The 11,968-nt window shown below is 36.0% G+C and carries 11 protein-coding genes; 6 read left to right on the top strand and 5 right to left on the bottom strand.

Going from position 1 to position 11,968, the window contains the following annotated elements; all coding sequences use genetic code 11:
- From AC07XN_RS09670 to AC07XN_RS09655, 4 genes are all read left to right on the top strand, one after another.
- The gene (locus tag AC07XN_RS09670) at nt 1–495 is read left to right on the top strand and encodes an MOSC domain-containing protein (protein WP_494742886.1); all 495 of its coding nucleotides are present in this window, start codon (nt 1–3) and stop codon (nt 493–495) included.
- Between the two features lie 471 nt (nt 496–966).
- Entirely contained in the window at nt 967–3,534 is a 2,568-nt protein-coding gene (locus AC07XN_RS09665) for a TonB-dependent receptor (RefSeq protein ID WP_494742885.1), read from the top strand.
- 573 nt (nt 3,535–4,107) lie between these two features.
- Nucleotides 4,108–4,905 (top strand): Rossmann-like and DUF2520 domain-containing protein, encoded by a 798-nt coding sequence (locus AC07XN_RS09660; RefSeq protein WP_309923726.1) that lies wholly within the window; start codon nt 4,108–4,110, stop codon nt 4,903–4,905.
- A complete protein-coding gene (locus AC07XN_RS09655; protein ID WP_309923724.1) occupies nt 4,902–5,417 on the top strand; it encodes a KdsC family phosphatase in 516 nt (171 codons plus the stop codon). The genes AC07XN_RS09660 and AC07XN_RS09655 overlap by 4 nt, the downstream gene beginning before the upstream one ends.
- A gap of 198 nt (nt 5,418–5,615) precedes the next feature.
- Here AC07XN_RS09655 and trpB read toward each other — a convergent pair whose 3' ends face one another.
- The 4 genes from trpB to AC07XN_RS09635 form a co-directional block, all read right to left on the bottom strand.
- Complete coding sequence (gene trpB, locus AC07XN_RS09650) at nt 5,616–6,806, bottom strand: tryptophan synthase subunit beta (RefSeq protein ID WP_309923722.1); 1,191 nt, start codon at nt 6,804–6,806, stop codon at nt 5,616–5,618.
- On the bottom strand, nt 6,803–7,450 hold the full coding sequence (locus AC07XN_RS09645) for a phosphoribosylanthranilate isomerase (RefSeq protein WP_309959291.1): 648 nt from the start codon (nt 7,448–7,450) through the stop codon (nt 6,803–6,805). Before AC07XN_RS09645 ends, trpB begins: the two co-directional genes overlap by 4 nt.
- Before the next feature lie 244 nt (nt 7,451–7,694).
- Nucleotides 7,695–8,153, bottom strand: coding sequence for a MaoC family dehydratase (locus AC07XN_RS09640; RefSeq protein WP_494742884.1), 459 nt, complete (start codon nt 8,151–8,153; stop codon nt 7,695–7,697).
- Nucleotides 8,154–8,463: 310 nt separating this feature from the next.
- Nucleotides 8,464–8,844: a DUF6249 domain-containing protein gene (locus tag AC07XN_RS09635; RefSeq protein ID WP_309923716.1), complete on the bottom strand. Its 381-nt coding sequence runs from the start codon at nt 8,842–8,844 to the stop codon at nt 8,464–8,466.
- Between the two features lie 145 nt (nt 8,845–8,989).
- On the opposite strand from AC07XN_RS09635, the gene AC07XN_RS09630 reads away from it, so the two are divergent.
- Nucleotides 8,990–9,559 carry an RNA polymerase sigma factor gene (locus AC07XN_RS09630; protein WP_309923713.1) on the top strand — a complete coding sequence of 190 codons (570 nt, stop codon included), beginning with the start codon at nt 8,990–8,992 and terminating at the stop codon, nt 9,557–9,559.
- Between the two features lie 29 nt (nt 9,560–9,588).
- Nucleotides 9,589–10,065, top strand: a complete 477-nt coding sequence (locus AC07XN_RS09625) for a hypothetical protein (protein WP_494742883.1) — start codon at nt 9,589–9,591, stop codon at nt 10,063–10,065.
- A gap of 347 nt (nt 10,066–10,412) precedes the next feature.
- Here AC07XN_RS09625 and AC07XN_RS09620 read toward each other — a convergent pair whose 3' ends face one another.
- Nucleotides 10,413–11,861: a rubredoxin gene (locus AC07XN_RS09620; protein ID WP_494742882.1), complete on the bottom strand. Its 1,449-nt coding sequence runs from the start codon at nt 11,859–11,861 to the stop codon at nt 10,413–10,415.
- Nucleotides 11,862–11,968: the final 107 nt, after the last annotated feature.

Here is an 11,968-nt window from a genome sequence, read left to right as displayed (position 1 = left end):
ATGGCTCTTTTATCAGATGAATCTCCCTTAAAAGCTTTGATGAACAACTTTGCCCAAGCGGGCGAGGTTGTTTATATCGGCGTGCGTCCAGCCTCTCGTCAGCCTGTAATAGGTGTGGAACAAACGATGGCTCGTATCGGAACGGGGCTTGATGGCGACCGCTATAAAGGTAATGCGGATAGCAAAAGACAAGTAACGTTGATTCAAGCTGAACATTTGCAGGCGATAGCCTCTTTTTTAGGAAAATCCGAGATTGATCCTGCTTTAGTCCGCCGAAATATTGTTGTAAAAGGCATTAATCTATTGGCTTTAAAAGAAAAGAGATTCAAAATTGGAGAGGCTATTTTGGAAATGACTGGACTATGTCATCCTTGCAGTAGGATGGAGAATATACTTGGCGAAGGTGGCTATAATGCCATGCTTGGTCACGGTGGTATTACTTGCAAAGTGATTGAAGAAGGCAATATTAAAATAGGTGATAGCATAGAGGCATAGCTAAGGCTAAAAAGACAAAATTCTTTTTATAGGAGGCTATCACGCTTTTTAGGAAATTACATTTTTCTTATAATATACAAAAGCCTTTATAGGAATGGGATATTACTATAAGGGCATTATTATGCTCTAAAGTGCTAAATAATCAACATTTTAAGCACATTGAGCATCATTGAGACGTGGAATTATATATAATTTTTCAATTATCTACTAAATCGATAGGATATATTATTTCTATATATTAAATTTGAAGCCAAATCATATAAAACCTCCCATTTATGAAAACAAAATGCCTCTTAACAAAGCAATCTTCGACAAATGTAAGTTCGAATATGCTCTTTAAAACAACACAAAATATGCTTTTAGAAAGCTGTTGTTGTTGTTAAATCTATTAATAATTATACCACATACCATCTGTTTTAGATGAAGATTCTTAAAGATTTTACAAAAAATATTATATAAAAAACAATTACAATGAAACATTTTTTCAAGCTAGCTTTATTAATTGGAGTAATTCTTATTCCCAAATTTTTATTTGCCCAAAACGCACCTACTATCAATGCTACTATATCAGGTAGAGTTGTTGATTCACGCACTAATGAAATTTTAATAGGTGCTACAGTATCAATTAAAGGAACTACCAATGGTGCAGCGACTGATGCAAATGGAGAGTTTGCACTTGTTACTGGTCAAAAACTTCCTTTTACTGTGGTTGTATCATTTGTGGGATATCAGAAAAAAGAAGTAATCGTAAGTGGAGATAAAATCGAAATCAGACTTGACGAAAACACCAATGAACTTACTGACGTTGTAGTGACTTCAAGACGTCGTCAAGAGTCTATCCAAGATATTCCCATTCCTATTTCAGTAATTAATGGTGCAAAAGCTGAAGATGCAGGAGCATTTAACCCTAACCGTTTGAAAGAATTGATTCCTTCGGTACAACTTTATTCATCAAATGGTAGAAATACAACGCTTAATATCCGTGGATTAGGTTCGTCATTCGGTCTTACAAATGATGGTATTGACCCAGGTGTTGGTTTCTATGTTGACGGTGTGTATTATGCAAGACCTGCTGCAACTGCAATTGACTTTGTTGATGTTGACCGTATTGAGGTATTACGTGGACCACAAGGAACGCTGTTTGGTAAAAACACTACTGCGGGTGCATTTAACATCACAACAAGAGCCCCGAGCTTTACCACAGGAGCAACTTTTGAAACTAGTTATGGAAATTATAATTTCATTCAGACAAAAGCCTCTATTACAGGCCCTATTAGTAAGAAATTAGCAGCTAGAGTTTCATTCTCGGGTACGCAAAGAGATGGAACAATCTTCAATACTACAACTTTAAAACCTACAAATTCCTTAAATAACTTAGGTTTTAGAGCTCAGTTACTTTATACACCATCTGAAAATGTAAATATTACTTTTGCTGGGGATAACGCCCGTCAAAGACCAGATGGAAATGCAACGGTTGTGGCTGGTGTAGTTACTACGCAGCGTGCTGCTTATCGTCAATTCAATGCTATTATTGCTGATTTGAATTATAAATTGCCTACTACCAATCCATTCGATAGAATCACTGATGCTGATGCCCCTTTAAGAGTTAATAACGATTTCGGAGGTGCTTCGATTAACGTTGATGCTAAAATTGGAAAAGGAACACTTACTTCAACCACAGCATGGCGTTACTGGATTTGGGATCCAACAAACGATAGAGACTTTATCGGTTTACCAGTGCTAACAAAATCTCAAGGTAACTCAAGACATGACCAATGGACACAAGAGGTACGTTATGCAGGACAGTTTTCTGAAAAATTAAGTGGGGTTTTGGGTGTATTCTTGATAGACCAAGTATTAACATCTGACCCAGTTCAAACAGAAGAATCAGGTTCGGCACAATGGAGATTTGCACAAAGTTCTACTTCTGCTTTATGGAAAACCCCAGGATTATTTGATGGTTTTGGTACAAAAACAACATCACGTCTTCATACGTTAGGTGCTGCTGTATTTGCTCAAGCTGACTGGTCTATTACAGATAAATTACACTTATTACCTGGTCTTCGTTTCAACTACGACAAAAAAGATGTTGATTACAAGCGTGAGGTTTACGGAGGCTTACAAACGACTGACCCTGCATTATTAGCCTTAAAAAATGGGCTTTATACCAATCAGGCTTTCAACTTTAGTGTAAATGAAAATAACGTTTCAGGACAAGTTACTTTAGCTTATAAACCTTCAAAAACATTAAATGCATTTGCTACTTATGCGAACAGTTATAAGCCAGTAGGAGTTAACTTAGGAGGTTTACCAACGGCTAATGGTGTAACATTAATTGAATTGGCAAGAGTAAATCCAGAATATGTAACACACTATGAAGTAGGGATAAAAACAAGACCAACTCCTCAGACTTCTTTAAACGTTACTATTTACAATACTGACATTAAAGATTATCAAACACAAGTTCAAACGGCTGAAGTTGGTGTAAATAGAGGTTATCTAGCGAATGCAGAGAAAGTAAGAGTAAAAGGTGTGGAAGTAGACGGAAGTATTAGAGTAAGCGAACATTTATCTTTCACTGGTGCAGTTTCTTATACTGACGGAAAGTATGTTTCATTCAAAAATGCGCCAATACCATTGGAAGAAACAGGAGCAGCATCTGCCTTCAAAGATATTTCTGGTGGTGATTTACCGGGTATTTCAAAATGGGCTGGCTCATTAGGTGGTGAAATTACTGGAAATGGTAAATTCTTAGACTTAAAAGGTAAATATTTCCTTGCGCTTGATGCTTATTATCGTTCTTCATTCTCTTCAAGTGCCTCGCCATCAAAATATTTGAATATCGATGGTTATACCTTATTGAATGCTCGCGTTGGTTTCCGTGCATCAAACGGTATCTCTGTAATCATTTGGTCTCGTAATTTAACAAATACAGACTATTTCGAACAATTATTACCTGCGGCTGGTAATGCTGGTCAATATGCAGCTGTGTTAGGTGACCCACGCACGTACGGTGTAACACTTAGATACGCTTTTTAATACAACTGAATAATAAATACTTTAAGTAAAATAGACCTCCACCTTAGGAATACTTCCAAAAGGTGGAGGTCATTTTATTGATATTAACATTACCCCTATAGCCTGACTCACATCTTAAAAAATGCATTAAAATGGACAATGTTTTTAATTTCTAACATTCCAATGCCATATAAACAGTAAATCCATAGCAGGCTTTCAAACAGATGATATCATAATATTTTATTGTTATTTTACCATTCTATCGCTAAAATAAAACCTTTATAGCTAAAATTTTATCTATTCTAATCTCTTAATAAATACTATAAGTAAAGAATTATTAAGTTATAGCTGTTAATATACTACCAATGTAAATGATATACTGCTCTTAATCAGTTGTATAAAAGCTTTAAAAATTACAACGCCACATTATTTTCTTCATTAAAATAGGAATAGTGATTGCTATTTTTGATAAAATTGAAAAGATAAACTTATAAGATTGAGTTTTTTTAGGATTTCCTTGATTAATATTGTGAATAATTATTTAGTAACAGTAGTAAAACCGCCAAAATAACTTTAATCTTATTTCTGAATATTTTGAAAATCTCATTTATCGGTTCTGGAAACGTAGCTTGGCATCTATCTCAAGCACTAGAAAACATTGGTCATAGTGTAGAGGAAGTATATAGTCGCAACCCCAAACATGCTGAAGCACTTACTAAATTGCTTTACAATGCGTCTGCCCATCATTCTCTTGATTTCAGGGATTCAGCTGCACAAATATTTTTTCTTTGTGTTTCAGACGATGCCATCTCTGAAGTAATCAAGCATTTAACCCTTCCACTTGATGCCATACTTATCCACACTTCTGGGAGTAAGTCGCTTCATGAGATGGATGAAATGCTTCGGGTATATAGCGATATTCCTATCAAAACAGGCGTATTTTACCCCGTTCAGACCTTTTCTAAAGTGTTCCACGTGAATTTTAGTACAATTCCCATCTGTATTGAGTCAGATAATGAGAGTGTGGAAAACTTGTTGATAACTCTTGGGCAAGAGCTTTCAGACATCACTTATGCTGTTAATTCAGAAGAAAGAAAAGTGCTTCATGTGGCGGCGGTATTTGCTTGTAATTTCACCAATCACTTATTAGGCATAGCGCAGGAATTGATGGAAGAGAATGACCTTGAATTTGATTTATTGAAACCGCTTATTCATGAAACCGTTAGAAAGGCACTAGATTCTAAAAACATATTCAATGTTCAGACAGGTCCTGCCGTTAGGGATGATCAAAAAATAATTAATCAACATTTACTTTTCTTGAAACAATTGCCCGATTATCAACATATTTATCGTGCTTTATCAGAAGGGATTTCTCATCAAAAAAACAAATGACTTTAGACGCTTTTAAGCAAATCAATACTTTCGTATTTGACATTGATGGTGTAATGACAGACGGCTCGGTACACGTTTTAGATACAGGAGAACATTATCGTACTTTTCATATCAGAGATGGCTATGCGATAGAACGTGCCGTGCAAGCTGGCTATCGCCTTTGTGTCATCACAGGTGGTAAACATGAAGGCGTACGCAAAAGATTACAGAACTTAAAAATTCATGATGTATTTATGGGTTCTGGAGGAAAAAGCAAAATCCAGATTTACAAAGATTGGTTGGCAACGTCTGGTATTTCGGAAGAAAATATCTTGTATATGGGCGACGATTTGCCCGATTATGAAGTAATGATTCGCCCAGCAGTGCTTTCAACTTGTCCTGCCGATGCCTGTGATGAAATTCTAGCTATTGCAAAATATATTTCTTCACAAAAAGGAGGCAAAGGTGCTGTTAGAGATGTGATAGAGCAAGTAATGCGTGCGAAAGGGGAATGGTTGAAGTTTGAGCAATAAAGAATAATAATGGTTAACCTTTGGGTTTAAACCGTGGTTTGGAGCAAAAGTGATATAGTCCAAAATCCTTTAGTCCTCCAAACAAAAAGCGGTAACCGCAAGGGTTACCGCTCAAATATTCTAATGTAAAAGTCAAATAAATTTCCTAAAGTCATACAGTCCAAAGTCCTTTAGTCTTCCAAGGAAATAACCTCAAAATTACTTTATATGCTTTTGATAAGTCTCTAAATCTTTATCTCCACGACCAGAAAGGTTAATTACTACTACTTCGTCTGGCTTTGCACCTAATTTTGATAATACCGCTAAAGCATGAGCAGATTCCAACGCTGGAATAATTCCTTCTAATAATGAAAGCTCCATCGCAGCATCAATCGCTTCTTGGTCTGTTACATCAAAAAAAGTAGCTCTCTTACTTTCAAATAAATGAGCGTGCATTGGCCCAATACCTGGGTAATCTAGTCCTGCTGAAATAGAATGAGGCTCAACTACCTGTCCATCTTCAGTTTGCATCAGAATACTTCTACTACCATGTAATACCCCGGGCTTGCCTAAAAAGGTAGTAGCTGCCGACAATCCAGAATTAACGCCATGTCCTGCTGCTTCTGCTGCAATCAATTTTGTTTCTTCGTCGTGCAAGAAATGATAAAAAGCACCCGCCGCATTAGAACCTCCGCCAACACAAGCAATTACATAGTCTGGATTGGTCTTACCTGTTTTCTCTTTCAACTGTACTTTTATCTCTTGTGAAATAACCGACTGAAAGCGTGCTACCATATCAGGGTAAGGATGTGGCCCCACTACCGACCCAATGATATAATGGGTATCAACAGGATTGTTAATCCAGTGACGCATCGCTTCGTTTGTTGCATCTTTAAGCGTTTTTGAACCACTGGTTGCTGATACCACTTTGGCTCCTAACATTTTCATACGTGCTACATTCGGTGCTTGGCGTTGAATGTCTATTTCACCCATGTAAACAATACATTCTAAGCCCATTAAAGCACACACTGTAGCGGTGGCTACACCATGCTGACCAGCACCTGTTTCTGCTACAATTTTGTGTTTGCCCAAACGTTTTGCCATTAATATCTGACCAATCGTATTGTTTACTTTGTGTGCACCCGTATGGCAAAGGTCTTCTCTTTTTAAATAAACCGTAGTATTGTATTTTTCAGAAAGACGTTTTGCTAAAAACAAAGGAGTAGGACGCCCCACATAGTCTTTCAAAAGTGCTTCAAATTCTTGTTTAAACGAAGGCTCAGCCATAATGCTGAGGTAGGATACTCTTAATTCTTCAACATTAGGATATAGCATTTCAGGAATAAATGCTCCGCCAAATTGTCCGTAATATCCTTTATCATTTACATTAAATGTTTCTGGTGCTATCATATCGATGTTAAGATTGCTTCTGTTGGTTTTAATATCTTTATTAATTCATTGATTTTGGGGATGTCTTTCAAGCCAGGCGCTAGTTCAAATTTACTATTTACATCTAAAGAATGAATTTTTAAGCCTGTTAATTCCATGGCTTTAGAGGCGTTGTCTAGGTCTATCCCTCCGGCTAAAAAAAATGGTTTGTCGTTATCATATCGGCGGAGCACCGCCCAATCAAACGTGGTGCCGTTTCCTCCTTTTAAATCCCCTTTGGTATCAAACAAAAAATAATCACAATAAGGCTTATAATTCAGGAGTTTCCCAAAGTTGAATTGACTATCGATTGAAAAGGCTTTAATGATATTAACACCTTTGAATTTGAGGTTTCTACAAAAATCTGGCATTTCCTCTCCATGCAATTGAACATAGTCTAAGGCATACCTCTTTACTTTATCTAAAATATACGCTTGGGTTGCATTAACAAAAACACCTACTTTCTTTACAGTATGTGGAAATGATTTCAATAACTCTTCATCTAGTTCCTCTCCGACAAAGCGGCTTGATTTTTCGAAAAAAATAAATCCCATATAGTCGGGACCAAGTTCAAGTAACTCTTTGATATTTTCAGCGTTACGCATTCCACAAACTTTTAGTCTCATCTTATCAAGTGGTCAAATACATTTTATTCATTTTGCTTAATTACTTAACAAAGTTAGTGAAAATCAGCGATTTTTATTACTCAATAATATAGAGAATCACAAGGAATTGCCTTGTTTTTCTCATAAAATTGGAATTATAATATTAACCTTATGTGTATCTTGAAGGTTTAAGCTTTCTTCAAAAAAAACTTTTTCCTAATTTATTACCTCATAAGACGCTCATTATTGGAATCCCAAACTAACGTTATTCATAAAAAACTGAAATCAATTCTGCTACACAAGCAGGCTTTTCTTGTCCTTCTATCTCAAAAATACAGTTCATCGTTACTTTCAATCCCTTTGGCTGTATTTCTTCTGCTTCCAATACACTCGCTTTCATGCTCACTTTGCTTCCCGCTGGCACAGCTGTAGTAAACCTTATTTTGTTGGCCCCATAATTCAATCCCATTTTCACCGATTCAACCTTGAAAAGCTCGGCCATAAATTTGGGCGCTAATGATAATGTTAAGAACCCATGAGCTACTGTTTGTTGAAAAGGAGAATATTTCTTAGCCATCGCTTCGTCCACATGAATCCACTGAAAATCGTGGGTAGCTTTGGCAAAATCATTAATCATTGCCTGTGTAACAGTTGTGAAAGAGGTTGTACCGATTGTTGTACCAATACTATCTTTTAATGAGAGAAGGTCTTTAAAAATTACCATTGTGAATAATTGAGTTGAAAATGAATGTCACAATTTACGGTTTTTGAACGAACAATAAAAAAGCCTCCGTTCCCGTAGGTTGGAGGCTTCGTATCGCTAGAGGTTAAAAATTCTGTTAGTATTTCAGGCTATCAGCAATTTTTAAAGGATTGTTGCTGATTTGTTGATTCAAAATAACAACAAAATTCTGAGGCTTTGTCTCAATGAAATGTTAATACTTGTTAATGAAATGTTAAAATTATTGCTGTAAAAGAACAAAGCCTCAGCAATACGATTTACTGAGGCTTTATTAGCGCACGACTAGGATATTTTAGTCTTTATTATTGATATTTTTCTTATCAAGACTCATTTGATAGAAGTATGATGCTAACAAGCCCAACCCTCCAAAAACGAAAATCATTGAAAAATGAGCGGTGTCGCCATCAATGTTTATAAGGCTTTCTAAAAGGCTTCCCATTAATAGACCAACCCCAAAACCAATTAACACAAATCCCCAACGCAAAGAATGGCTTGGATTTACGTTAAAGCTTTTAGAGCTTCTTTCAGGTGGAGCAATTCCTTTGGCTATCATGGCCATTTTTTCGTCGTTATCATACTTACGCAAGAACACAATCATTGTAAAGGTACCGATGATTGCTACAATTGGCACCATAATGCCAACGATGGGTACTAGGCTATCTAAATTTTCCATTGTATAAAAAAGTTTTTTGTTTTTCGTGAATTTTTAAATTTTGCCGATATGATGTGATAAAATAGATTTAGGTTACAGGTATTTTAAAAAATAAAAAAAAGTTATCTTAGTGTAACCTTTTTAGCGAATGTAGCATCCTATTCATGTGAAAATCAAAGAAACAGATAATTCAATCATTCAGCGCATTTTGTCAGGTGACAAGTCGGGCTATAGAGAGCTCGCCAATCGTCATAAAGACTATGCCTTTACGGTTGCCTACAAAATTGTAGGTACACGTGAGGATGCGGAAGAGGTTGCCCAAGATGCTTTCATTCAGGCTTTTCATGCATTACCTAGTTTTAATCAAGAAGCGAAGTTTACTACTTGGTTTTACAGAATTGTATTTAATGCAGCATTGATGTTGAAAAGGAAGAAGAATATCGTAGCTGACGACATTACACTATCTGAGGCTGCTCAAGAGGCTACCGCTGACACTAGCAATGAATTAAAAACTAATGAGCAGAAAAAGTACATTCAGCAGGCCTTGAACAAGCTTTCACCCGACGATGTTACGATGATAACGCTCTTTTATCTGAAGGAACAATCTTTGGAAGAAATAGCCCAAATCGTCGGAATTTCAGCAGAAACAGTGAAAGTAAAACTTTGTAGGGCCCGCAAGCGATTAGGAGAAGAAATGAAAAGGATTTTAGGAAATGAAGTAAGAACATTAATCTAAGTTTGAAAGATTTTCAAACGAACAATAATATGAAAGAGGAAGAGATTTTTGATATTCTTGATGGCTTGGCTTCTGAGGAAACAATTATTCGCCATCAAGCTTTACTGATAAACGACGAGACATATCGCTCGCTTTTTCAGGAATATGCCGATACCCATGCTTTGCTAGAAGCAATGCCTATGGAAAAAACTGCCGTTAATTTTACGGATAAGTTGATTGACCAATGGGAATTATCGCAAGTACAAGTATTGGAAAGAAAGCCAAGTAGACTACCTTTTTACTTTTTAATTGGTGCAGGTGTTATCTTGATAGCATCTTTACTTGTTGTGTTCTCTGTGAGTAACTTATCAACAGTGCAAGTGGATTTGAATCCTACGTTGTCAATTATCAGAAATAAAGTGTTTATTAATACTTTATTAACCATCAATTCGATACTACTTTTAAAGTTTCTTGATAAGAAATTCTTAAAGCCTTATTTTGAGAAGAAATATCATGTTAGTTTGTAAATTGAGACATTAAAAGGCTTTCTATTAGGAGGTGACTTAAGTCCTAATGATTACCCATATATCCATAAGTACTTGATAATCATGTTCTTATCACTAGCGAGGGACTTAAGTCCCTCGCTAGTGATAAGAAATTCACGTAGTCAGGCTATGACAAGAGACGACCAAAGCTCGGTTTGAAGGACGATTTCAACCTATTCAAACCAATTTTATCAATAATCACCTCTTCATTTTAACTTTTTAAAAGATGTGGGTAATTGATAGGACTTAAGTCACCTCCTAATAGTAAAAATAGAAATTAACGCCCTTATTATCCCTCCCTAGTGATAATAAGGGCGTTTTAATATAGCTTATACCAATAATTTATCCGCTTTCACCGCCTCAAACTCGCTCTTTTCGCTTTCGCACATTGGACAACAATAATTATTTGGTAAGTCTGCAAATTTTATTCCTGCTACAATACCATTTACTGAATCGCCAAAACGACTATCATATATTGTAAAACAGGTTTTACATTGAAATATCTCGACTTCTGCTTCTTTATTGACTGTAGCCTTTTTCACAACAGGAGTATCTATTTTATGGACTGCATAAAAACGCTTCGATAAGCGTTGTAACATTTCGGGAACGTGTGCTTTGTTTACTCCCTTTTCAAACAACGTTAAGGCACGCGTATTAGGATTAAAATCTACGGTATGATAAATATCAAATACGCTAGAAAGTCCTGCAAAAATCTTTCTCTTTTTGATGACTACCGACCCAAACACTTCTGATTTAGAGCGTGTTTGAATGGCGAAACTCAACCCAAAAGTACGTACATCTTCATCATCAAATTCACGAATGATGGCTTTTTTCAAGGCTAGTCCTTCGGGTGACAAATCTTCTACTTGCCAGTTTAGCTCATTCGCTGCATGCCGAACGTTGATACCATATTTACCCAGTAATTTATCCCAAAGGTTACGGTGTTTGTTCTCAATGGCTTTAATGATTAATGATTTCCAAGGCGTTGTACAAATCTGCCCAACTTTTGTTTCAAGGCATAAATCACAAATTTCTATGAGAAAATCAAGCGGGAAGGTTTCATTTCTACGATAAATGCCCAACCATGTTTTTTCGCCATAGCGATTGAAGCCCTCATAATAGGGTAGGGAGAACTTAGGCAAAACTAATTCTTCCCGAATTACTTGCGAAATGATTTCTCCTTTGGCAATTACTTTTTCATACACTTCGTTTTCTTCCATTTCGCCTGCTTCTAAGATTACCTCTTCTATTCGCTGACAAACTTTAGGGATTTCTAAGGTATAAATCAATATCGGAAAACAAAAAACTTTGTTGGATTGCTTAAAACGCACATATAAATACCAGAAATTTTGAATAGGAGAGGCGATGAAATTTAAATTACCTGTAAAGAAGGGCGTGAACGACTGCTGAGAATCAGAAATATTGATTTTTAGCTGTGGTTCGTAATCAAATCCATCAAAAATATCTTTATAAATTCCTTCTGATATCCACTGACCCGTGGGGAATACTTCTTCTGCACAATACGAAGAAATAATATTAGGTTTTTTATCTGAATCCTCCTCAAACGCAATATTAGTTTCGTCCAATTTTTTCTTTAATTCTACTATACCACTTCCACGAACGATTTCAGACTTGACATACATCAGTAATTGTTGTCTTGCTCCGAAGCTCACTTCCCTAACCCCAGCAGTTTTAGCTGCTAAAAGAATACTTTGTAAAGTGCCTGGCGATACTATTCCGCCAGTTAGATTTATTTTAAGTAATGAGTAATCTTTCATGATTGATATTTTTTAAAAAATAAATCAAATATATAAATATTTAGCACAACTTCATAGTCATTTATACTTAATATACTGAAAATCAAAGCTATATTATAAGTAAAAAC

The sequence above is a fragment of the Arcicella sp. GW458-12-2-14-TSB2 genome (assembly GCF_059423785.1).
The sequence above is the reverse complement of the archived record's forward strand: the minus strand, read 5'-3'. Positions and strand labels throughout refer to the sequence as shown.